This window comes from Aeromonas sp. R1-1 (genome assembly GCF_040908495.1).
In the GTDB taxonomy this organism is placed as follows: domain Bacteria; phylum Pseudomonadota; class Gammaproteobacteria; order Enterobacterales; family Aeromonadaceae; genus Aeromonas; species Aeromonas veronii.
On record NZ_JBFODV010000163.1, the window covers coordinates 1 to 22165 of the forward strand.

At 57.2% G+C, this 22165-nt stretch carries 26 protein-coding genes; 6 read left to right on the forward strand and 20 right to left on the reverse strand.

Annotated features, from left to right (window positions below; genetic code table 11):
* Nucleotides 1-143 precede the first annotated feature (143 nt).
* From AB5Y92_RS09285 to AB5Y92_RS09300, 4 genes are all read right to left on the reverse strand, one after another.
* A complete protein-coding gene (locus AB5Y92_RS09285) occupies nt 144-347 on the reverse strand; it encodes a CPXCG motif-containing cysteine-rich protein (protein ID WP_005336871.1) in 204 nt (67 codons plus the stop codon).
* Between the two features lie 273 nt (nt 348-620).
* Entirely contained in the window at nt 621-1280 is a 660-nt protein-coding gene (hxpB, locus tag AB5Y92_RS09290) for a hexitol phosphatase HxpB (RefSeq protein ID WP_368226588.1), read from the reverse strand.
* Between the two features lie 126 nt (nt 1281-1406).
* The gene (purT, locus tag AB5Y92_RS09295; protein WP_368226590.1) at nt 1407-2585 is read right to left on the reverse strand and encodes a formate-dependent phosphoribosylglycinamide formyltransferase; all 1179 of its coding nucleotides are present in this window, start codon (nt 2583-2585) and stop codon (nt 1407-1409) included.
* 85 nt (nt 2586-2670) lie between these two features.
* Nucleotides 2671-3561, reverse strand: coding sequence for a DMT family transporter (locus tag AB5Y92_RS09300; protein WP_069528158.1), 891 nt, complete (start codon nt 3559-3561; stop codon nt 2671-2673).
* Nucleotides 3562-3787: 226 nt separating this feature from the next.
* Here AB5Y92_RS09300 and AB5Y92_RS09305 point away from each other — a divergent pair, with 226 nt between their 5' ends.
* Complete coding sequence (locus tag AB5Y92_RS09305; protein ID WP_245096823.1) at nt 3788-4375, forward strand: FMN-dependent NADH-azoreductase; 588 nt, start codon at nt 3788-3790, stop codon at nt 4373-4375.
* 184 nt (nt 4376-4559) lie between these two features.
* On the opposite strand, the gene AB5Y92_RS09310 is transcribed toward AB5Y92_RS09305, so the two are convergent.
* The 4 genes from AB5Y92_RS09310 to AB5Y92_RS09325 form a co-directional block, all read right to left on the reverse strand.
* Entirely contained in the window at nt 4560-4739 is a 180-nt protein-coding gene (locus tag AB5Y92_RS09310) for a hypothetical protein (protein WP_005345799.1), read from the reverse strand.
* A gap of 163 nt (nt 4740-4902) precedes the next feature.
* Nucleotides 4903-5091 carry a DUF4250 domain-containing protein gene (locus AB5Y92_RS09315; RefSeq protein ID WP_019445848.1) on the reverse strand — a complete coding sequence of 63 codons (189 nt, stop codon included), beginning with the start codon at nt 5089-5091 and terminating at the stop codon, nt 4903-4905.
* A gap of 2 nt (nt 5092-5093) precedes the next feature.
* Nucleotides 5094-5558, reverse strand: a complete 465-nt coding sequence (locus AB5Y92_RS09320) for a MarR family winged helix-turn-helix transcriptional regulator (protein WP_005336856.1) — start codon at nt 5556-5558, stop codon at nt 5094-5096.
* A gap of 170 nt (nt 5559-5728) precedes the next feature.
* Complete coding sequence (locus AB5Y92_RS09325) at nt 5729-6943, reverse strand: UPF0149 family protein (RefSeq protein ID WP_136502250.1); 1215 nt, start codon at nt 6941-6943, stop codon at nt 5729-5731.
* A 231-nt stretch (nt 6944-7174) separates the two neighbouring features.
* Here AB5Y92_RS09325 and AB5Y92_RS09330 point away from each other — a divergent pair, with 231 nt between their 5' ends.
* Both AB5Y92_RS09330 and AB5Y92_RS09335 read left to right on the forward strand, forming a co-directional pair.
* A complete protein-coding gene (locus tag AB5Y92_RS09330) occupies nt 7175-8035 on the forward strand; it encodes a S1 RNA-binding domain-containing protein (protein WP_005336853.1) in 861 nt (286 codons plus the stop codon).
* 1 nt (nt 8036) lies between these two features.
* Nucleotides 8037-8348 carry a DUF1289 domain-containing protein gene (locus AB5Y92_RS09335; RefSeq protein WP_021229998.1) on the forward strand — a complete coding sequence of 104 codons (312 nt, stop codon included), beginning with the start codon at nt 8037-8039 and terminating at the stop codon, nt 8346-8348.
* A gap of 55 nt (nt 8349-8403) precedes the next feature.
* Here the strand turns inward: AB5Y92_RS09335 and AB5Y92_RS09340 are convergent, their stop codons facing one another.
* A complete protein-coding gene (locus AB5Y92_RS09340; protein WP_005336851.1) occupies nt 8404-8727 on the reverse strand; it encodes an HI1450 family dsDNA-mimic protein in 324 nt (107 codons plus the stop codon).
* Between the two features lie 147 nt (nt 8728-8874).
* Between AB5Y92_RS09340 and AB5Y92_RS09345 the strand changes: the two genes are divergently transcribed.
* On the forward strand, nt 8875-9003 hold the full coding sequence (locus AB5Y92_RS09345) for a hypothetical protein (protein WP_368226593.1): 129 nt from the start codon (nt 8875-8877) through the stop codon (nt 9001-9003).
* Nucleotides 9004-9006: 3 nt separating this feature from the next.
* Here AB5Y92_RS09345 and mtgA read toward each other — a convergent pair whose 3' ends face one another.
* The 5 genes from mtgA to minC all read right to left on the reverse strand — a co-directional run bounded on the left by mtgA (nt 9007) and on the right by minC (nt 12126).
* Nucleotides 9007-9798 (reverse strand): monofunctional biosynthetic peptidoglycan transglycosylase, encoded by a 792-nt coding sequence (mtgA, locus tag AB5Y92_RS09350; protein WP_202004087.1) that lies wholly within the window; start codon nt 9796-9798, stop codon nt 9007-9009.
* Entirely contained in the window at nt 9783-10109 is a 327-nt protein-coding gene (locus tag AB5Y92_RS09355; RefSeq protein WP_202004084.1) for an HI1450 family dsDNA-mimic protein, read from the reverse strand. The genes mtgA and AB5Y92_RS09355 overlap by 16 nt, the downstream gene beginning before the upstream one ends.
* A 197-nt stretch (nt 10110-10306) precedes the next feature.
* Nucleotides 10307-10573, reverse strand: coding sequence for a cell division topological specificity factor MinE (minE, locus tag AB5Y92_RS09360; RefSeq protein WP_005336848.1), 267 nt, complete (start codon nt 10571-10573; stop codon nt 10307-10309).
* 2 nt (nt 10574-10575) lie between these two features.
* A complete protein-coding gene (gene minD / locus AB5Y92_RS09365; protein WP_005336847.1) occupies nt 10576-11388 on the reverse strand; it encodes a septum site-determining protein MinD in 813 nt (270 codons plus the stop codon).
* A gap of 18 nt (nt 11389-11406) precedes the next feature.
* Entirely contained in the window at nt 11407-12126 is a 720-nt protein-coding gene (gene minC, locus AB5Y92_RS09370) for a septum site-determining protein MinC (RefSeq protein ID WP_013723728.1), read from the reverse strand.
* A gap of 107 nt (nt 12127-12233) precedes the next feature.
* On the opposite strand from minC, the gene AB5Y92_RS09375 reads away from it, so the two are divergent.
* Nucleotides 12234-12512, forward strand: coding sequence for a YcgL domain-containing protein (locus AB5Y92_RS09375; protein ID WP_005360946.1), 279 nt, complete (start codon nt 12234-12236; stop codon nt 12510-12512).
* Nucleotides 12513-13366: 854 nt separating this feature from the next.
* On the opposite strand, the gene AB5Y92_RS09380 is transcribed toward AB5Y92_RS09375, so the two are convergent.
* The 3 genes from AB5Y92_RS09380 to AB5Y92_RS09390 form a co-directional block, all read right to left on the reverse strand.
* Entirely contained in the window at nt 13367-14737 is a 1371-nt protein-coding gene (locus AB5Y92_RS09380) for an L-serine ammonia-lyase (RefSeq protein ID WP_005336844.1), read from the reverse strand.
* Between the two features lie 275 nt (nt 14738-15012).
* A complete protein-coding gene (locus AB5Y92_RS09385; RefSeq protein WP_139429870.1) occupies nt 15013-16398 on the reverse strand; it encodes an L-serine ammonia-lyase in 1386 nt (461 codons plus the stop codon).
* Nucleotides 16399-16552: 154 nt separating this feature from the next.
* Nucleotides 16553-16837, reverse strand: coding sequence for a pyrimidine/purine nucleoside phosphorylase (locus tag AB5Y92_RS09390; protein WP_368226595.1), 285 nt, complete (start codon nt 16835-16837; stop codon nt 16553-16555).
* A gap of 270 nt (nt 16838-17107) precedes the next feature.
* Between AB5Y92_RS09390 and AB5Y92_RS09395 the strand changes: the two genes are divergently transcribed.
* A complete protein-coding gene (locus AB5Y92_RS09395) occupies nt 17108-18349 on the forward strand; it encodes a dicarboxylate/amino acid:cation symporter (RefSeq protein ID WP_005352303.1) in 1242 nt (413 codons plus the stop codon).
* A 1623-nt stretch (nt 18350-19972) separates the two neighbouring features.
* Here the strand turns inward: AB5Y92_RS09395 and pfkA are convergent.
* From pfkA to AB5Y92_RS09410, 3 genes are all read right to left on the reverse strand, one after another.
* Nucleotides 19973-20944, reverse strand: a complete 972-nt coding sequence (pfkA, locus tag AB5Y92_RS09400) for a 6-phosphofructokinase (protein ID WP_005336840.1) — start codon at nt 20942-20944, stop codon at nt 19973-19975.
* A 149-nt stretch (nt 20945-21093) separates the two neighbouring features.
* Nucleotides 21094-21849: a triose-phosphate isomerase gene (gene tpiA, locus AB5Y92_RS09405; RefSeq protein ID WP_005336839.1), complete on the reverse strand. Its 756-nt coding sequence runs from the start codon at nt 21847-21849 to the stop codon at nt 21094-21096.
* Nucleotides 21850-21984: 135 nt separating this feature from the next.
* A partial coding sequence (locus AB5Y92_RS09410; RefSeq protein WP_368226597.1) for a YdcF family protein occupies nt 21985-22165 on the reverse strand: 181 nt, incomplete at its 5' end.

Genomic DNA, 22165 nt, shown 5'->3' on the forward strand with positions numbered 1-22165 from the left:
AGCAAGGGCCTGCAGTGTGCAGGCCCTTGTTATTTATATGGTGAAAATATCCACTCAACTTTTTATGACTCGCAGTCACAACATCTGCTCAGCTCTTTGCGACTTGCATGCAAAACAGCTGCTCGGCCTTTTGTGACTCGTAATCAAAACAGTTGCTCGTCGTCTGCATCCACAAACAACTGCAAACAGTCGCGTGCTTCGTCGCGGTGAAGCCGCAGATGGATCGGATTGCAACAGGCCATGCAATCTTCGTAAAACTCCTGATCACCCTGGCTGGCATCCAGCTCGACCCGGGTATGGTGGCCACAGTGGGGGCAGACGATGCGCTTGCTGGTGTACTCGATCATGATAACCTCCTCGGGCCCTGAGGCCGCCTATCTACCCTGATTCTAGTCGGGCTGCAGGGGGGTAACCGCGAGCAAACGCACGTTTATGACAGAGATCAAGCCTGAGGGATGGCAAGGTGCAACCGGTTGGAGTGGTCGTGTGCGAGAGGAACAATCTGGTTGCGAATGACGGGTGAAAAGAGGAGGAACGCCAGCGGTTTTGTCTGGCAATCACAGGGGGCAGGAGCCCCCCGCGGGTATGAGAACGCGAACGCAACAAGGCGCCGATAGGCGCTACTTGACCCAGCTGGCCAACATGTCGGCATTCAGCTCGGCTAGCGAGCCGAGCTGGTAGTTGGCGATGGCCAAGCGTGGATCATCCACTAAAGCGGGGTCCGGCACGATCAGCGCTGTCATGGAGGCCGCCTTGGCCGCCAGTAGACCGGTGAAGCTGTCTTCGATGGCTAGACAATGTACCGGCTCAACCCCCAGCTTTTCGGCTGCGTGGATATAGACATCCGGGTGCGGTTTGCCGAAACGCTCTACTTCAGCGGAGTGAACCGCCATAAAGCGATCGCGAATGCCGAGTTTGCCGAGCACTGCTTCTACCATCGCAAAGGGTGAGGAGGTGGCCAGACCCACTTTAAGGCCGCGGGCTTCGATAAGGTCGAGCGCCTCCAGCACACCGGCCTTGGCCTGACCTTCGGAAAGGATCAGGGCGTTGACCCGATCCAGAATGCGCTGTACTACCTCTTCCTGAGTCGGGCCGCTCCACGGGCGCAGGCGATACCAGTGGGCAACCAGCTGATCGATGCGCACGCCGATAGTCGATTCGCAATCCTCTACCGTGTGGGGGTGACCCAGTTCGGAGAAAACGGCGATTTGGGCCCGTTGCCAAAAGGGTTCCGAGTCGATCAGAACACCATCCATATCGAAGATCACGGCAGCTAACATCTTGTACTCCTGACAAATTTGAAGAGGGGATTATAAGCCTGACGGGAAAATGCAAAAGGGGCATTGCCATGCCCCTTGCGCCCGATCACACCGGCAAACGTTTGTTTTTCTGTGGCAAAAAAGCCCTTAGAACAGTACTTCGACCTTGACGGCCACGGCTTTGGCTTTTTCCACCGCATCCTGGCAATCCTCTGCGCGGGCCAGCGCCACGCCGAGACGGCGGCGACCGGCGATCTCCGGCTTGCCAAATAGCCGCAGCTGGGCGCCCGGCACCAGCGCCAATGCCTCACCAATTCCCTGATAGCGGATATCCTGGCTGTGCCCTTCGCGCAGCACCACGGCAGAGGCGCTCGGCCCGTACTGGGTGATGGTGCCGACCGGCAGCCCCAGAATGGCGCGTACGTGCAGGGCGAACTCGGAGAGATCCTGCGAGATCAGGGTCACCATGCCGGTATCGTGGGGACGCGGCGAGACTTCGCTGAACCACACTTCATCGCCTTTTATAAAGAGCTCGACTCCGAACAGGCCGTAACCGCCGAGGGCCTCGACCACCTTGGCCGCTACCTCTTTGGAGCGGGCCAGCGCCAGTTCGCTCATCACCTGTGGCTGCCAGGATTCTCGGTAGTCGCCATCTTCCTGCCGGTGGCCGATCGGCTCGCAGAAGTGAATGCCATCGACGGCGCGTACCGTGAGCAGGGTGATCTCGTACTCGAAGGGAACGAAGCCCTCGATGATCACCTTGCCACGACCGGCGCGGCCACCCTCCTGGGCGTAGGTCCAGCTCTCATCAAGCTTGGCGAGATCGCGCAGTACACTCTGCCCCTTGCCGGACGAACTCATCACAGGTTTCACCACGCAGGGCAGGCCGATAGCCTCGACTGCGGCGACAAACTCCTCTTTGCTTTGGGCAAAACGGTAGGGTGAGGTGGGCAGACCCAGGGTCTCGGCGGCGAGGCGGCGGATCCCTTCCCGGTTCATGGTGAGCTGGGTAGCGCGGGCGTTGGGCACTACCTTGACCCCTTCTTGCTCAAGGGCAGCCAGGGTATCGGTGGCAATCGCTTCAATCTCGGGGATGATGAGGTCGGGTTTAACCTCGGCGACCAGGGCACGCAGGGCGTTGCCATCGAGCATGTCCAGCACGTGGGCAGCGTGGGCCACCTGCATGGCGGGGGCATTGGGGTAGCGGTCGGCGGCGATCACTTCGATCCCGAAGCGTTGCAACTCGATGGCGACCTCCTTGCCAAGTTCGCCGGAGCCCAGCAGCAGGGCACGGGTGGCGCCGGGGCGGGTTGCGGTTCCAAACATACGATCTCTCCTGATGTCGATGGTCATTGTTGATGATCGCTATTACACAAATAGCGGACAAAAAAAGAGGCACGCATGGCGTACCTCAGGAAACGGGTTTGTGAGCGCGCTGCTCCAGATGGGTCAGCAAGGTAATGGCGCCAATGATGATGGCGGCGCCAAGCCACAGACGGCCGGGGGGGGCCCAGCCAAATACCAGCCAGCCAGCCAGCACGTTCATCGGCAGCTTGGCAAAATCGAAAGGTTGTACGAAGGAGGCCTCCGCCACGCTGTAGGCGCGCGCGATGGACATCTGGGCCAGCGCCGTCAGCACGCCGGAAGCGGCTACCAGCAGCCACTGGCTCTCGCTTGGCCACTGCCACTCCGGCAGGGCCAGCATGACGTTGAACGGGGTACTGAAGATAAGCAGATACACCACTATGGTGTGGGATGATTCGTTGGCTGCCTGATAGCGCACCATCAGGGAGTAACCTGCCCAGAACAACGCCGCCGCCACCGGCAGCAGAGAGGCCCAGTTGAACTCGTCAGTCCAGGGGGCGAGGATCAGCATGGCGCCGGCAAAGCCCGCCAGGGTGGCCAGAATGCGGGTGCGGCTCACCTGCTCCTTGAGCAGCAGGGCGGAGCCCAGGGTGGCAAACAGCGGCGAGGTCATCAGCAGGGCGATCCCCTGCCAGATGGGGACGGGGTACGCCAGTGCCCAGAGCCAGAGCTGGATGCCGATCACTGCCAGCAATACCCGCAACAGGTGCAACCGGAACTGATTGGTCATCAGGGATTGGCGCAGGCCGTGGCGAACCAGCCAGGGCAGCAGGCAGATCAGGGCGATCAGGTATTGATGAAAAGCGACCTGGGTCGATGGGAGGCCAAGCTTGAAGCTGACATACTGGCTCAGGCTGTTGACGGCGGCGAAGCAGAGTCCTGCCACCATCATCCAGACTGCACCGGCCAAAGGAGAGTGCCTGCGCGAGGGTATCATGGGATCCGGGTCGCTGGAAAAAAGTGCGGCGGATCATAACGGCAATCGTTTGTTCTGCCAAGGGTTGAAGCGCGGCCGCAAGGTTGGCTGGCGAGGAAGTGGCCTTGCATCAAAAAATTTGAACAAGTTGAGCATCTATTTTCGCTATCAGCAAATAAGCACAATGTTTAGAGTGACCTCCATCGACAGCAACGCTGTTCAACCGACAACCAAATGGAGTTTCACCATGGCCAATATCCTCGTACTCAAATCCAGCATCCTGGGTCAATATTCCCAATCCAACGCCCTGATCGACGGCTTCCTGGCTGACCATAAGGATGATGTCGTCACCGTGCGTGATCTGGCAGCACTCAAGCTGCCGGTGCTGGATGGCGAGCTGGCCTCCGGCCTGCGCGGTGGTGACAACCTAAATGAACGTCAACTGGCGGTGATCGCCCAGTCTGACGAGCTGATCGCCGAACTCAAAGCGAGCGATCTGGTGGTGATTGCGGCCCCCATGTACAACTTCAACATCCCGACCCAGCTGAAAAACTGGATCGATCTGGTAGCTCGTGCTGGTGTCACCTTCCGCTACACCGAGACCGGTCCGGTCGGTATGGTTGAAAATACCCGTGCGCTGGTGATCAGCCCCCGTGGCGGCATGCACGTCGGCAGTGCCACCGATCTGGTGACCCCCTACATGCGTACCGTGCTCGGTTTCATCGGTATCAAAGAGGTGGATTTCATCTACGCCGAGGGGATGGGTATGGGCCCGGATGCCCAGAGCAAGGGGATGGAAGCGGCCAAAGCGCAGCTTGAGGCTCTGGCTATCTAAGGGCTCTCTCTATAAGGGCTATCTATCCCGTCAGGGGTTATCTCTCTCTAGGGGTTGCCCTGCCAGATACAAGAACGCAGCCATCAGGCTGCGTTTGTTTTTTGGCTAGATGTGATTGCGACAGACGTTACTGCTACAGAGAGTATCGCGGCAAGCGGTCGGTATAGACGTTCCGGCGGAGTCACTACTCCATCATAAAGCGGCGACAACCGCGCACCAGCAGCAATGCCACCGTGACCAGCAGGCCAAGCAAGAGGGTGGTCAGCCACTGTTCGGTACTTTGTGGCAAGTGGGGCGTGAAGAGGCTGATCATCAACAGGGTACAGAGCGTGATCAACAGGCTCTGTCGGGTCATCAATATCATGGGGTCATCCTTGGTTTGCTCACCTGAAACGATTTTAATGCCCTCTTGTGACAGGGTGATGTATCCGTGCATCACTCTGTTGGGGCTCTTCAGACCATATCAGGTTTTTACCGCAGAGCCAGCGCCATCACTGGCGCTGTGATCCCGATCCCGCTAGATCTCTTTATCTGAACTGTTTCTGCGCTGGCTGGTAGTGAAAATCACCGCTGGCGAGCCGCGCTTCCAGTGCCGCCTGATCGATCTCCTGCGCCTTGCAGAGATCATCCAGATCGTCATAGCGATCACGTAGCTGCATATTGACGACGCTCAGCAGCATGTTGATGTCCATGGTGGCGAACTTTTTCAAATCCATGATTACTTCTCCCGATCCAGTGATTGCAGCTGCTCGATGGCGGCGCTGACGCTGTGCAGATGCTGGCGGATCGCCTCGCGGGATTCGCTAGGCAGATAGTCGGTCAGGGTATGTTGCCAGCTGCCCGCTTCACTCTTGAGCTGCAGGAAGAGGGCGAGCCCGGCATTGGTGAGGGAGACCAGGCTGATGCGTTTGTCCTGTTCGCTGCTCTCGGTAAAGATGATCCCTTTTTCGACCAGACGGCGGATCTCGCGGGAGATGCGTACCTTGTCCATGCCGCTCGCCTCGACCAGCTCTTTCTGGCTGATGGGGTAGTTGGGGCCGAGCACCATCATCAGGCGCCATTGCGGCACGGTCAGCTGGTAACGCTGCTCATAAAACTGTTCGAAGGTATCCCGTAGCATCTCGGCGGCATGTACCAACTGATAGGGCGGGTAGTGAGCGAGTAACGCTATGATTTTTGACATATTACACCCTGCTGTGACGGCTGCATCAGATGCAGTTTCTTTTGATACTTTGACATTGATGATACGAAACTCAAGCTGATTTGTCTGACCCGGTTGCGATGAAATGTGCGGTGGCGCACGCCCTCAAGGAAAAACCGGGTCTGACCGACGGGATTTTAAGCCAACGCTGTTCAGCCTTTACGCAACCAGATGAGGGCGTTCTGCTTGAGCCAAGCCTCGCGAGTGTGGATAGCGTAGAGCGCGGCCTCGTCGCGGCTGCCCGCTTGCCAGCTTTGTGGCTCCTGTTTGGGCAGCTTGCGCTGACCCAGCAGGCAGGCCGGAATGTGCGGGTTGGCCTCGATGGCGATCAGCAGATGGGGCTTGGCTGCCTCGGCACCCTCGGTAGCAAAGACCATCAGTGCCTTGTTATAAAGCAACCAGCTGGAGGCTTCATCGAAGCGCACCAGCAGGGCGGCCAGCGCCTGCCAATCCCCTTGCAGTGCATAGAGGGTGGAGAGGTTGTAGCGGCAACCCAGCTCATCGGCCATGCAGATTGTCAGCAGCGCCAGATACTCCGCTTTGGCCTCGCCCAGCTTGCCAAGGCGCAGCAGGCAGTCGGCGCGGCCGGCTCTGGCGGCCAGCAGAGGACGCAGCTCGGGGGCACTCCAGCCGTGGCCGGCGATTTGCTGCCAGAAGGCTTCATCAAAGAGCGGAGTGGCATCGGCGATGATCTTCTCGAACCAGCCGAGGCGGGCCTGATGATCGCGGCAGCTGTCGGCCAGCTCGAACCAGGTCTGCCACTGTTGGGCCTGCTCGCCATTGAGGGCGACATCAGGGCTGGGGGCTGCCTGATACTGGTCGAGGTTGAGCAACTGGTTGAGGGCGGTTTTCATATTCTGGCGCTGGCGTTTGCAGAACTCGACAAAGGGGAGTTCGCTGGCGGCAGCGCTGTAGAGCATCTGGGCCATCTGCTTGTCGCGAAACAGGCTCAGCTCGGCGGCCAGACTGAAGCGGTACTGGGTGGTCGGGTCGTTCAAATCCTTCGGCTTGGGCCAGGTGGCAAAACCCATGCTGAAGCCATAACTCCATTGACCGAGGGGGTGGCTCTGTTCGAACACCTGCTCGGGGTTATCGCTGGGCAGGCGGCATTGACTCGGCAGTGCCAGCTGGGCGTCGTCGGCCTGGGATTCCAGCTCGGCGATCAGGTGGTTGAGGGCTTCTGCGCTTTTTTCATCCAACTCGGCATCCTGTTCCAGCAGACCAGCCAGCGGGCGTTGCCAGTCAGGGCTTTCCGGCCCCACCAGACGAGCACAGAGAAAACCGTGCAGGGCCGGGTAGGTCATGTCCTGATCGCTGTGGCTCTGGATCCATTGATTAAGATGGCGGGTACGAGTGGATGGGTTCATCGACAGTTCCTCTGGATTTGAACAGCCGCGAAGTCTACCTAAAAGTGGGGTTATTTGCAGCAAATGGCCGCCTGTTTGGCGATTTAATCACCATTGGCGGATAAGATAAGGGCGAAAGAGCGGCCAGTGGTGGCTTGGGGACTAGGCCGGATCACCGCTCTTGAGGTAACATGCGCGCCCATAGGGGCCATGTTCAGTTGGCCCATCCGGGTAATGAAAAAAGAGAGCACCATGATACAGATTGGCAAGATGAACACCCTCACCGTTGTTGAACTCGAAGACCGTGGCGCCTGGCTTGCGGCCGATGAGTACGGTGAACTGCTGCTGCCCAAACGTCAACTGCCGGAAGGGGTGAAAGAGGGGGATAGCGTGCAGGTCTTCCTCTATCTGGATGCCGATTGCGAGCCGGTGATCACCACCGACAAGCCATTTGCCATGGTGGACGAATTTGCCGGTCTGAAAGTGGTCAATGCCAACAAGATTGGTGCCTTCCTCGACTGGGGCATGAAAAAGGATCTGTTTGTGCCCAGCCGTGAGCAGAACAAGCCGATGCAGGTGGGCCACGTTTATCTGGTGCGTCTGCAACTGGATAACGAAGGGCGCATGGTCGGCACCAGCCGCATCGAGCGTTTCCTGACCCCGGCCGGCAGCAACTTCAAGGTCGGTGACGAAGTGACCGCGCTGCCGGGCGAACATTCACCCCTGGGTATCAAGGTGATCGTCAACGGTCAGTATCCCGGCATGCTGTTCAAGAACGAGGTGTTTGGCCGGGTGATGACCGGTCGGCCGCAAACCGCCTGGGTCAAGCAGGTGCGCGAAGATGGCAAGCTCGATCTGACCCTGCAAAAGCCGGGTCTTGCGCGTGTTGATGATGCCGGTGAGCGCATTCTGAGCCGGATGAAAAAGCAGGGCGGCAGTCTGGCGGTGGGTGACAAGAGCGAACCCGAACTCATCTACAAGCTGTTCAGCATGAGCAAGGGCACCTTCAAGAAGGCGATCGGCGGCCTCTACAAGCAGGGCAAGATTGTCATCGAAGATAACGCTATCACTCTGGTGGCCACAGAGACCGACTCGGCAGTGGATAGCGAATAAGATGCCGAGTCCCTGTGTTGGCCTCTGCAAGGCGAAAGATGGGCTTTGCCTTGGTTGTGGCCGCACCCTGAGCGAGATCGGCCACTGGTCGGCGATGGATAGCAAGGCCCAGCTGGCGGTGATGGCCGAGCTGAATGGCTCGAAAAGCACCCACCGCTGTCCGGGTTGTGGCGAACCGGCCTATTGCGCCGTCTCTGCCGGTCAGACCATTGCGCAGTGCTGGTGCAGCCAGTTGCCGGTATTGCCGATGCAGGAGGCCAGCGCTTGCTGGTGCCGCCGCTGTCTGGCCAAGGCCATCGCGGCGCAGGATTAGCAGAGAACAGCAATAAGAGTGCACAGAAACAAGAAAGGCGCCGATGGCGCCTTTTTTATGCCTGCTGCTGGCGATGCCAGCGCACATGCACTTGATCTTCGGTCAACAGACGGGGCAGCAGGAAGGTGGCGAAGATCACCTCAAACTCATCCTGATGATCCAGCAAACCGACCCACACTTCGACCCAGCGCTCCATATCGACCGGCTCACCCAGCTCGGTCGACCAGTCTGCATTGGGCAGGGTTGCTTCCACGGCGCCACGCTGCTCAAACTCCAGGGTGATGTCGACTATTTGTTCGGGGGCCAGCATATCGGCGGCCTGCTCAAGAAACTGATCATAGGCCCATTCGACCAGCTGATCCGGGGTACGCTGTTCCATGAAATCACTCCAGATACATCGAGGTTCGCTACTGTAACAATTATTGGCTGTGGCGGCCAGACCAGTGCGCCGGGCGGGGCTGGCCTGTCCAAGTTGCCGTTGGGGGAGTATGGTTAAGGCGCGGATCATCTGGCAGGGAGTAAGGGGATGAAGCTGCGGGGACGGCGGCAACAGATCAAGCGACGGCGCGAGGCCTGGTGGTGGCACTATCTGCCGCTTCACCGCGAGACGGTGGGCGGCCATCTGGGCCCACCGGAGAAACCCGATGAGCCCTGAGGATCAGTCGGCCTGATGCACCCGATTGAGGGTGATCTGACCCAGTTGCCCCATCTGGCGGCGGATCCAGACCGAGCGTTTCTGCACATAGGGTGAAGGGGGCTTGATCCGATAACGCCACGGATTGGGCAGGGCGGCGGCCAGCAGGGATGACTCGTAGCGGGTCAAGCGGCTGGCCGGTTTGCCAAAGTAGGTGCGGGCGGCGGCTTCGGCGCCATAGATGCCGGGGCCGAACTCCACGATATTGAGATAGACCTCGAGAATGCGGGCCTTGTCCCAACCCAGCTCCATCAGCAGGGTAAACCAGGCCTCCAGCCCCTTGCGCAGGAAGCTGCGATCACTCCACATAAAGAGGTTCTTGGCGGTCTGCTGGCTGAGGGTGCTGGCGCCGCGCACCCTTTCGCTGTGCTGGTTGTGCTTGAGCGCCGCGTTGATGGCATCCATGTCAAAGCCGTTGTGATCGGCAAAGCGCTGATCCTCGGCGGCGATCACCGCCAGTTGCAGCTCCTTGGAGATGGACTCCAGATCTACCCATTGATGGCGCACCTGGGTGATCTTGGCGGGCGGAAAGAGGGCCCGCTCGATACGCCAGCTCCACATCGGCGGATCGATAAAACGCAGTAAGGCGACCGAGCCGACCGAGCAGAGCAGCCCGGCCAGCGCGATCTTGCCTGCCCACCTCAACACCCGGCGCCCAAGCGATGCAGATGGACGCTCAGGGGCCACAGAGTCAGGGTCAGACTCCCACTGATAGTGGCTGGGATCATCGGGATCCGGAATTATTGGGGCAGCCATTCGATGTGGCAGAACTTCTCGTCAACACGGCGGGAGAGCAGCATGCGGGCAAACAGATGCTCATAATCTTGTTCTTCATTGCCAAGGCCAACCCAGATCTCGGCATAGTCGGTGTCGCTCACGGCAAAACCCACGTCCGCCTCCCAGTCATCGGCCGGGTCGGTTTCGGCCAGCAGGCCGCGGTCGTTGAACTCCTGATTGAAACGGGCGATCTCCTGCTCCGGCAGGTTGTCAGAGGCCAGCTCCATAAAGAGTTCGAGGGCGGTATCGAGTAGTTCCTCGACGCTGTGCATTTCGTCATTCATAGACATAAGCGGTCTGTTCCAGAAAAGAGAAAAAGGTGCCGACGCAGATCACTGCCTGCGGGGCGGCGCTATTCTAGCTGTCGGCAGACCCCTTGGCGAGATGAGGCGAGCCGCTGTGACCTGTTTTTGTGCCAATAAAAAACCGGATCCAGTGACAGGATCCGGTCTTCATTGGGGGAAGGGGTCACGCATAGGGCGTCAGCTCATCCCTTCTTGTCATCGGCGAAGGTGATGTTGAGCTCCAGTACCGACAGCTCATCACTCTTCTGATCCAGTTGAACGGTTATCTTCTCCGGATCAATGTTGACGTATTTGCGGATCACATCGAGGATATCCTGCTTGAGCTGGGGCAGGTAATCCGGCCCCCCTCTGGATGAACGCTCGTGAGCAACAATGATCTGCAACCGCTCTTTGGCCAGTTGTGCGGTGTTCTGTTTCTTGTTGGAACGAAAATAATCCAATAATGACATGTTTAACTCCCGAACAGTCGGCTAAAGAAGCCCTTCTTCTCTTCTTCCAGAAAACGAAATTCCTTGGCATCGCCCAGCAGGCGGGACACCGCATCTTCGTAGGCCTGACCGGCATCGGACTCCTTGTCCAGAATGACCGGCTCGCCGGAGTTGGAGGCGCGCAGCACCGCCTGGGACTCCGGGATCACCCCGAGCAGAGGAATGGCCAGGATCTCCTGCACATCCTGCACGCTCAGCATGTCGCCACGGTTGACGCGGGTCGGGCAGTAGCGGGTCAGCAGCAGGTGCTCCTTGATGGGGTCTTCGCCACGCTCTGCGCGACGGGACTTGGAGGCCAGGATGCCAAGGATGCGGTCGGAGTCACGCACGGAAGAGACTTCCGGGTTGGTGGTGACGATCGCTTCGTCGGCAAAATAGAGCGCCATCAGTGCGCCCGCCTCGATCCCTGCCGGGGAGTCGCAGACGATGTAATCGAACTTCATCTCCGCCAGTTGGTCCAGGATCTTCTCGACTCCCTCACGGGTGAGGGCATCTTTGTCCCGGGTCTGGGAGGCGGGCAGGATAAACAGATTTTCCGAGCGTTTGTCCTTGATCAGCGCCTGATTGAGGTTTGCTTCCCCATTGATGACGTTGACGAAGTCATACACCACGCGCCGCTCGCAGCCCATGATGAGATCCAGGTTTCTCAGACCGATGTCAAAGTCAATGACCACTGTCTTGTGACCACGCTGGGCTAAGCCGGTGCTCAGGGCCGCACTGGTTGTGGTCTTGCCAACGCCACCTTTACCCGATGTAACGACTATGATTCGCGCCATTCTCGCTTCCTTGTAACTCTATTTGATACGGTCTATTCGGAGTTGTTCGTTGTCCAGCCGGACGTGTACCGGTTGCTGGATCAGGCCTGCCGGCAATGCATCGCTCAGCTGGAATGTGCCCGCGATGGAGAGCAGCTCGGCCTGTAATTGCTGGCAATAGATCCGGGCCTGGGTATTTCCCCGGGCACCGGCAATGGCTCTGCCACGCAGGGTGCCATAAATATGAATGCTGTCGTCGGCGAGCACTTCGGCTCCCGGACTGACGGACCCCAGCACCACCAGCGAGGTGCCGGCGGCGTAAATCTGCTGGCCGGAACGAACCGGTCCCACATGTACCTTGCTCGGGATCAAAGGGGCGGGTTCGGGCTCGGGAACCACCTCAGGGGCGGCTGGCGCGGGGGCAGGCTCGGGTTCCGGTTCGCTCTTGCGACTCTTGCCCGAGGCCATCACGGCCAGTCCCACCGCCTTGGCGGCTGTCTTCATCTCTTCACTGCGCGCCCCCGTGATGCCGACCAGCACAAATTCTTCGGACTCCACCAGCTCCTTGAGCTGTTCGAAATCGGGAATATGTTCCAGTCGGGAAACATTGATCACCAGCGGTGCGCAATTAAAAAAGTAGGGTGCCTGGGCCACTTTTTCGGCCAACAACTGACGTATCCGCTCAGGCTCGCCATCGCTGATATGCAACACAGAAATAGTGAAGGTGGTCCCTTTCAATTCGTTATCGCGCTCAACCATGAATCTTCCCCGAGGCAGAGATGCTAATCCGTTATTGTTATTCAATTCCTGATGTTATAGTTTGCCCCCATCAGAGGCAATAAACTCATCGGATTATATCAATTTCCATGTTGTGTGCAGTCTATAAAAGTCGCAAAAAAGCCGAGACCTACCTTTTTGTTGAAAAAAGAGAGGATTTCTCCCGCGTTCCCGAGCCACTGCTGAGCGCATTCGGGCGTCCCGAGCTGGTGTTGATGACCAAGCTGGATCCGGCCAAGCCCTTGGGTCTGGCTGATGTAGGCAAGGTGATGGCCGCGCTGACCAACCAGGGGTTCTACCTGCAGGTGCCGCCGCCCCCCGAGAATTTGCTAGAGCAGCACAAGGCCAGCCTGAAAAAACCATCCTGAATATCCAGCCCCGTGGTGCGTTCTGCCCAGCGGGGCTAATTCTTTGTGACTCTGCATGACGCATTCCGGCCCCGGAGAGGTGGCCTGCGATAATCCCGTGACAGGATCTGGCCAAATTAAACCCTCCCTTTGGTGATATTCACTTTTCGCTGTTTAAATAGAAAGTCAATCTGCTCCCAACACCATATCCTCAACCTTTGCTGGTGCTCACAAAAATAGCGAGCGGCGCGCTCTCATATCCTCCATTTCAACGGCTATTGGCCCATTCATCGATTATTTTCAGCCCCTTCTTTGGGCGCTTTTTGGGCCTCCACTGCGTGATGCGTTTTACATCAAATAGGGCGTAAAGAGGGCGGTGATAACTGTGCTAAAACCAGTTTGCGCGATGCGCTGTGACCAAAGTGATGAGCTAACCCCCTGTTTGCGTACTTGATTGTTTGCCCTGATCAAGAAAGTGCCACATAGGAGGCAATCAATGTGGCGGCGTGATAATCCGCAGGGTGAGCGGTAACCGCGTCTTGCCAAACAAGTGTATGACCAAAGGGGGGATATTGAGCTGAGGGGGCATCTCGATATCGATTAGTTGTGGAATCGTGACCGGGGCAAGATAGCAGGTACAGGTTTCATGTAGGGGCGTAATGTCCCTCTCAATGCATTGAGAAGAGTTAATCAAGGTATGTAATTAGAGAGGTATGCAGACAAGGCAATCCGCATTGCGGTGGCGTAGCAGGGTATATCAGCGACGCCCTACAGTGAAATGGTCGGTATGCCGGTATAAGTGCCTGGCATCCCATTCGGGCAATAAAAAAGGCGGGATATCCCGCCTTTGTTCAGATGAGGGTCGCAACCCTTATTTATTCGCAAGCAACCTGCATCACCTTGATGGCCAGACCACCACGGGAGGTTTCACGGTACTTGGAGTCCATGTCCTTGCCGGTGATGTACATGGTCTCGATCACCTTGTCCAGAGAGACGCGCGGCTTGGAGGTACGACGCAGGGCCATACGGGAGGCGTTGACAGCCTTCATGGCTGCGATGGCGTTACGCTCGATGCAAGGCACCTGTACCTGACCGGCAACCGGATCACAGGTCAGACCCAGGTTGTGTTCCATGCCGATCTCGGCAGCTTCGCAGACGTGCTCCGGGCTACCGCCCATCAGCTCGGTCAGACCGGCAGCGGCCATGGAGCAGGAGACACCCACTTCACCCTGACAGCCCACTTCGGCGCCGGAGATGGAGGCGTTCATCTTGTAGAGGATGCCGACGGCACCGGCAGCCAGATAGAAGCGGGTGTATTCGTCGCGGCCAACCGGCTGGATGAACTTGTCGTAGTAAGCCAGTACGGCCGGGATGATACCGGCAGCGCCGTTGGTCGGGGCAGTGACCACTCGGCCACCGGCAGCATTCTCTTCACTCACGGCCAGAGCGAACATGTTGACCCAGTCAACGATGTTCATCGGGTCGCTCGAGAGGTTCTCGTTGGTGTTTAGCTGACGGTAGAGCGGTGCGGCACGACGGGGTACGCGCAGCGGGCCGGAGAGAACGCCTTCGGTACGGCAGCCGCGCTCGATACCTTCGCGCATGGTGTTCCAGATCTTGCCGAACTTCTTGTAGATCTCTTCCGGAGTGTTGAAGCACTTCTCGTTTTCCATCATCAGGGCAGAGATGGAGAGACCGGTCTGGCTGCAATGGGCAACCAGCTCGGCAGCGCTCTTGAATGGATAGCGTACGGACATGTCGCCGCTGTCAGCCTTGCCGAAGTTCTCTTCGTCAACGATGAAACCGCCACCGATGGAGTAGTAGGTCTTGCTGTAAACCACTTCATCTTCGATCAGGGCGGTCAGCTTCATGCCGTTTTCGTGCAGCGGCAGGGCTTCGTCGTGGAATACCATGGCGTCACGCGGGAAGCTGACAGTGTGGCAGTGCAGGCCGATCGGCAGGCGCTCGGTCTGCTCAACACGGGAGATAAACTCGGGGATGGCATCGATATCGACATTTTCCGGCAGGTTGCCAGCCAGGCCCATGATGATGGCAGTGTCGGTATGGTGGCCTTTGCCGGTCCAGGAGAGGGAGCCGTAGACATCGACATTGATCCGGGTTACATCGCGGATCTTGCCGCCCGCGCGCAGCTCGTCAACAAACTGTTTGGCCGCTTTCATCGGGCCAACAGTGTGGGAAGAAGAGGGGCCTACACCGATTTTGAAGATATCAAAAACGCTGATCATGTCACTATTACCTCAGGGTAGAAGGGGGCGGCATGCCCACTCACAGAAATTTGGGAGATCCATGGAACGCGCTTGTCAGCGCAGGTCACAGAACCAGATAACCGTAGTGTAACGGCTCCAGGCCTAAAAAAAGTTGAAATAGATCTATTTTTGTTGAATCTGAGGCGCGAGTATAAAATTTATTTTTGTGCTTATCCATTTTGTTAAGCGTTTGCCCATAAAAATACCCGGCGATGCCGGGCATTTCGGAACCAAATGGAGTCAATTGCCGTTTTTTAACATTCGGTAATGTTAACGGCGAGGCCGCCACGGGCCGTCTCTTTGTATTTGGTCTTCATGTCGTTGCCGGTCTCCCACATGGTCTTGATCACCTTGTCGAGCGACACCTTGTGCTCGCCGGTGCCGCGCAGGGCGAGGCGGGCGGCATTGATCGCCTTGACCGCCCCCATGGCGTTGCGCTCGATGCAGGGCACCTGCACCAGTCCGCCGATGGGATCGCAGGTGAGCCCTAGATTGTGCTCCATGCCTATTTCGGCGGCGTTCTCCACCATGGCCGGACTACCCCCCAGCAGTTCGGTCAGCGCGCCAGCCGCCATGGAGCAGGCAACCCCAACTTCACCCTGACAGCCCACTTCGGCCCCGGAGAGGGAGGCGTTCTTCTTATATAAGATGCCGATGGCAGCCGCGGTGAGGAAGTAGCGGATCAGCGTCTCGTCATCCACCTTGTGAACGAAGCGATCGTAGTAGTGCAGCACGGCGGGAATGATGCCTGCGGCGCCATTGGTGGGGGCGGTCACCACCCGGCCACCGGCGGCGTTCTCTTCATTGACGGCCAGTGCAAACAGGTCGACCCACTCCATCACCATCAGCGGGTCCTTGTTGAAGTTGGTCTCGCAGCTTAGCTGGCGGAACAGCCCCGGGGCGCGGCGCCGAACCTTGAGGCCGCCCGGCAGCACCCCTTCGCTTTTGCAGCCTCGCTCGACGCAGCCCTGCATCGCCTGCCAGATCTTGCGCAGCCCCGCTTTTATCTGCTCATCGCTGCGAAAGACCCGCTCGTTGGCGAGGATCAGCCCCGAGATGGAGAGGCCGCTCTCCTGACAGTGGGCCAGCAGTTGGGCGCCGCTGTCGAACGGGTAGGGGACAGGGTGCTCGGCATCAGACTTGGCGGCCTCTTCTTTGGCCGTAGCAAAGTGGCTCTCTTCAATGATGAAGCCGCCCCCGATGGAGTAGTAGGTCTGGCTGAAGCGCAGGTTTTCCTCTTTATCAAAGGCCCGCAGAGTCATGCCGTTGGTGTGGGCCGGCAGGGTTTTGCGACGGTTGAAGATGATGGCACCGGTGCGTGGAAAATGGCTTGGTTGTTCGCCTGCCAGCGGCAGGCTCTGTTCCTTTTCCACTCGAGCCAGAATGGCGGGTATGGCATCGATATCGACCGATTCCGGTTCAAAGCCGGATAGCCCCAGAATGATTGCCTTGCCGGTACCGTGCCCTTTGCCGGTCTGGCCCAGCGAGCCGTAACACTCTACTTCGACCCGCGTGACTTGTTGCAGATGCCCTTGCAGTTTGAGCTGCTGGACGAAAGCATAGGATGCACGCATGGGGCCGACGGTATGGGAAGAGGAGGGGCCAATTCCGATGGAAAACAGGTCAAACACGCTGATCATGACATCAATCCGGTGATGGTTTATGTCTGTTTATTCTAGGATTTTTGACGTGGATGGAAAGCGGGGATGTGCGGTGCTGTGACATGGACACAGATAATGGGGCTGGGGATTGCCCAAGAAGGTTGAAGGGGCTGATCCCCTTCAACCGGCCTGATCAGTCGAGAAATTCGCACAGATAGGCAGTGGGGGTTTTCACTTCCAGTTTGAAGGAGGAGTGACCGGCTACCAGGAAGGATTCGCCCTGGTTGTAGGTGTGCCACTCATCTTCATCAGCCAGCTGGATGCTGAGGGCGCCCTTGATCACTGTCATCCGTTCTGGGGCGGCAGTGTTGAACAGGTAGTCACCGGTGTTCATCACCCCGACGGTTGATTTCTCGCCTTTTTGTTCGAAACCGATGGATTTTACATTTCCGTCGAAATACTCGTTAACTTTCAGCATCTTTACATCCCTGTGTATACGTTTGTGCAGCCAAACTAGCACAATCTTTTGCCAGTTGTCATGGGGGATGAGGTAAAAATCGCCGAGACCGCTTTGAATCTTCACTTTTTCGCAAACTTATTAATAGCCAAGGTTAATGATTTGCTGATTTAAAACAGCAATTAAATGTGAGATAACACGCGCAAACAGGGGAATGGGCAGCCGCTCATTCCCCTGTTTGGTTAATTGCACTGGGAAAAGTGTGAATTTTGCTACATAAAGGAACATATTGTGTTAACTAAAGGACTCATTAAAAACATCGGCTTCCAGGTTGTGGTCGCCATGGTACTGGGCGCAGTGGTCGGCGCGTTCATGGGTGAACAAGCCACCGTGTTTGCACCGCTCGGTACCCTGTTTATCCAACTGATCAAGATGCTGGTGATCCCGCTGGTGGCGGTTGCCATCCTCTCCGGCGCCGCCAATCTGGGCGCCAGCCCGGCGGCGGGCAAGATCGGTGCAGCGACGCTGGCCTTCTTTCTCGTGACCTCCGCGTTGGCCGTGTTGCTGGCACTGGTGATGGGGCAGATCTTCAAACCGGGTGTCGGGGTCGATTTCGCTTCCGTCGCCTCCATGTTTGGCGGTGACTACGCCGATAAAGGGGCGCTGCCGGATGCAGTCGCCACCCTGCTTGGCATGATCCCCACCAACGTCTTCAACTCCCTCAATGAAGCGAACATCCTGCAGATCCTGGTGTTCTGCATGTTCCTCGGCATTGCGCTGGCCAAACAGCCGCGCGAGCGGGCCAAACCGCTGGTCGATGGGCTCAATACCCTGGTGGATGCCTTCGTCTGGATGATCAACAAGGTGATGATCATCGCGCCGCTCGGGGTGTTCGGTCTGATGGCAGAGGCCATCGGTACCTATGGCTTCGACGTACTGACCCTGGTGCTCAAGCTGTTCGTGGTTTATGTGGCTGCCATCCTCATCTTCGGTTTTGTGGTCTATCCGCTGCTGGTGATGATGTTCTCCAACACGCCGGTAATGAAGTACCTATCTGCCATGAAAAAGCCGCAGATCGTGGCCTTCTCCACCGCCTCTTCCATGGCGACCCTGCCGGTCAATATGGAGACCTGCGAGCATGATCTGAAAGTGACCAACGCGACCGCTTCCTTCGTGCTGCCGCTGGGTGCCACCATCAATATGAGCGGCAACGCCATCTATTACGGTCTGGTCGCTATCTTCTTCGCGCAGGTTTACAACATCGATCTGAGCGTCGGTGCCTGGGCCGCCATCATTGTGACCTCCACTCTGGGGGCGATCGGTCAGGCCGGTGTGCCGGGCCCAAGCTTCCTGGTGGTTGCCGTGCTGCTGGCGGCCGGGATCCCCATTGAAGGGTTGCCGCTGCTGTTCGCGCTGGATCGTCTGTTCGACATGATCCGCACCTCCCTCAATATCACCGGCGATGCGGCCTGTGCTGTCATTGTTGACCGCTTCAGCCCGGAATATGACCCACAGCGCTGGAATAAGGCATAACTGCTTTGAGCTGGACTGAGATATAACAGCCCTAAGCTGACACTGCGTAACGCGAGCCCCTGCCATGATGGCGGGGGCTTTTTTATATCTGCCGGACAAGTATCAGAGCAAAGGTGTGCACAAGAGATTGCTGACGGATTTAGCTGCGTTGAATGGAGAGTACAGGAGGGGAAAACATCAGTTGTGGGCATGGGCCGTATGGCGTCAACCGGCCTGTTGTAGATGCCGGGGTAGGGGATTGTCAAACGGCGGGTAACAAAAAGGGGAGCCTTGCTCCCCTCGGATATGATCTACTGCTGGTTCTACTCCATCAGGCCATATGGTTAAACCATCCTGGTTACACCCTTGTGGCGAAAGAAACAGCGTCAACGTGATGAAATCATATCTATGTTGACCATCTCGGCATTGTCACTGAAAAGCGCCAGTTGGTGGCGATTAAACAGACACGGCAAAGAGGGTCGGTCCGGATTGATGCCTCTCTATCCGGCTCAGAACTGTGACAGTGAGGGCAGAGAGACAGCAACCAGGGTGAAAAACACCGTGAAAACGGCAGTAACGACAAACTCTTTCATTTTTCTCTCCCTAAGTTGTTGGTTGATGTAGTCAAGATACCATAACAAGGGGGTAAAACAAGGTGTAAATTGATAAAATAGCTGCTTTATGTGCGTGGTTGGTTGAGATGGCTATTTTTGTCATATTGAGCTGATTTTATCACCTGCTATGGCATGTTAGGCATTCAAGATTCTGTTTTTATGATTATTTCATTTAAATTCAATTGGTTGGTTTGCTGTTGGCTGGTTTAGTGAAGGGTTTTGTATGGGGCTCAAGTGGCGTTTTATAAGTTTTCACCCTCGTAATAGTGCCATTGAGGCCATAAAAAGTGCGCAAGGCAATGATTTGACGATTCCTGACGTAGATAACCCATCCAAAAGAAGTCTATGGAGAGAGTCTGGTTACCAACCCTTGTCACACCATCACTTTATCAGTCCAGAGTCTCCGCATTTTTTCAGCAATACACTGGGTTCATAGGGAGGAGAGCCGTGCATCGGGGGGATACAGAGTAGCAGTTGGCTGTTTTATCACCGCCAATTTCCCCGTTGGCCTCGGAATAGACATGGCCGCAGCAAGAGTGAGGTGCGCAATAGGCCAGAGGCGTATTCTCTGGCTGGGCTGGGCTGGGCTGGGCTGGGCTGGGCTGGGTGCGAGCAGCGATTTGCGTAGCCGGTGCATCTGCTTGAGTCATGTGAGTGCAATACGAAAGCAGCGCCGGAGCATGGTTGGGGAAGATATCTGAATCCCTTCTGCAAGATTGAGATATAAAAAGCGGCGTATGACGAGGAGGCTGAACAAGCTGGTTTCAGGGTCGACAGAGCACAGGTCAACGCAATCCGGTTCGCACTTATAAAACATCCACGACAATACCGGAACTCTGTTCGTAGGCTGAAGCCGGTTGCTGTGAGGAGAGGAAGGCTGGTGATCAGTCAGATGGCGCAAGGGTTGGTAATCAGGCAACCCGTATGGTGAGGGCCACACAGCGTGCCGATGCCCCCGTTTTTGCAAGATATAAAAAAACCCTCCGATGGAGGGTTTTTGTCATCAACAGCCGGTAAAAAGCCGCGAGGCTTAGAACAGGGTGGTGGAGAGGTTGTAAAGCTCCTGATCGAACGGACGCTTCATGTTCTCGATGCAGTCGATGATGTCGTGGTGTACCAGCTCGTTGCGCTGGATACCGACGCAGCGACCACCGTGACCAGCCAGCAGCTGCTCAACGGCGTAAGCACCCATACGGCTGGACATGATGCGGTCACGGGCAGTCGGGGCACCGCCACGCTGGATGTGGCCCAGGATGGTGGCGCGGGTTTCACGACCGGTCAGGGCTTCGATGTCTTTCGCCAGGGCGTTCACGTCGGTAACGTGCTCGCAGATGGTGATGATGGCGTGCTTCTTGCCCTTGGCTTCGCCTTCCTTGATCTGCTTGAGCAGCTTCTCTTTGTCGAAGGCTACTTCCGGCACGATCACATATTCGGCACCACCGGCAACGGCGGCAGACATGGCCAGGTCGCCACAGTGGCGGCCCATGATCTCGACCACGGAGATACGGTGATGGGAGCTGCAGGTGTCGCGCAGACGGTCGATGGCGTCAACCACCACGTTCAGGGCGGTATCAAAGCCGATGGTGAAGTCGGTACCGGCGATGTCGTTGTCGATTGTGCCCGGCAGGCCGATGCAGGGGAAACCCTCTTCGGTCAGCTTCTTGGCACCCATGTAGGAGCCGTCACCACCGATGACGACCAGCGCATCGATACCGTGTTTTTTCAGGTTTTCGATCGCTTCGGCGCGCACTGCGGGGTCTTTGAAGGCAGGGAAACGGGCGGAGCCGAGGAAAGTACCACCACGGTTCACCACGTCGGAGACGCTGTGACGCTCCAGCTTGACGATGCGATCCTGGTGCAGACCGAGGTAGCCATCATAAATACCGTAAACTTCCAGGCCATGATGCAAACCGGCGCGAACCACGGCGCGAATGGCTGCGTTCATACCCGGTGCGTCGCCACCACTGGTCAAAACACCAATACGTTTGATTTGTTTGGTCATGAGTGCCTCTGGATCTGAGTTGTCAAATACGAATGTTTAAATAGACAAGCCACTTTTACTATATCGGCTTTCATATGGGATGCGGGGGCCACCATAGGAAAAGCGATACAAGAGAGGGGTCGAGCCCCTCTCTTTGCCGTAATCAGCGATTACTTGGCAGCGCCAGCGATGATCTGGGAGAAGTCGTCCACTTTCAGGGACGCACCACCGACCAGGCCACCGTCGATGTCCGGCTGACCGAACAGGTCGGCTGCAGTGGCACCAGTGACGGAACCGCCGTACAGGATCTGTACTTTGGCAGCAACGGCGGCATCAAAACCGGCCAGGTACTGACGGATGTGAGCGTGAACGGACTGAGCGATCTCCGGAGTGGCAGTCTTGCCAGTACCGATGGCCCATACCGGCTCGTAAGCGATAACGGCGTTGTTGAAGGAGGCGATGCCGCAACGGTCGATAACAGCTTTCAGCTGGGTCTCAACCACGTTCTTGGTCACGCCGGCTTCGAACTGCTCCAGAGTTTCACCGATGCACAGAACCGGCACCAGGCCGCCTTTCTGGATCGCTTCGTACTTGGCAGCAACCACGTCGTCAGTCTCTGCGTGCAGGGTACGACGCTCGCTGTGGCCGACCAGAGAGTAGGTGCAACCAAAGGCTTTCAGCATGGAGGGGGCGTTTTCGCCGGTGAAGGCACCAGACTCGTGAACGTCAGCGTTCTGGGCACCGTAGGCAATCTTGCTGCCAGCGGTCAGTTGCTCAACCAGACCCAAAAAGATAACCGGCGGGCAGACGGCGACTTGCACAGAAGGATGAGCGGCAGCTGCCGGGGTCAGTCCTTTGATCAGAGCTTCTACAGAAGCTTTGGTGCCGTTCAGTTTCCAGTTACCCATTACCAGGTGCTGTCTCATCTTGTATATCTCCTAGGCATTTGATTGCGTGACATTATATGAATTGAACCGAGCCCAAGATAGCTGACCCGGCGGCAAATGACGTAATTTTTTTTCGCTTTCCTGATCCAAATCAGGAATGAAACGCTTGATCGCTCATTCGTTAACCTGCCCCCGCAAGCGAGCCCACAATACCCCAATCCATTCGTGGATGGCAGCTTCGGAATACATCAGATAACGCCCTTTGGGTAAATAACTGTAGAGCGGCTGGGGTACCTGGCTCTGCTTGGCGGTGTAATCGGTGGGGGCCGGCACGGCCTTGAGTCCCTGACCCTGA